The organism is Sporolactobacillus nakayamae (assembly GCF_900113325.1).
Taxonomy (GTDB): domain Bacteria; phylum Bacillota; class Bacilli; order Bacillales; family Sporolactobacillaceae; genus Sporolactobacillus; species Sporolactobacillus nakayamae.
In genome coordinates this window covers 1-225 of record NZ_FOOY01000001.1, presented here as the reverse complement: position 1 = coordinate 225, position 225 = coordinate 1, and the positions used below count along the sequence as shown (strand labels likewise).

Here is a 225-nt window from a genome sequence, read left to right as displayed (position 1 = left end):
CACACCTCATCCCCGCATTTTTCAACATGCGTGGGTTCGGGCCTCCATTCAGTGTTACCTGAACTTCACCCTGGACATGGGTAGATCACACGGTTTCGGGTCGACAACCCTAAACTCAAACGCCCTATTCAGACTCGCTTTCGCTGCGGCTCCGCCTCTTCAGCTTAACCTTGCTTAGAATCGTCACTCGCCGGTCCATTCTACAAAAGGTACGCTGTCACCCCC

1 rRNA gene is annotated in these 225 nt (G+C 53.8%); it reads right to left on the bottom strand.

Annotated features, from left to right (window positions below):
- Positions 1 to 225, bottom strand: a 23S ribosomal RNA gene (locus BM003_RS00005); the annotation flags it as partial.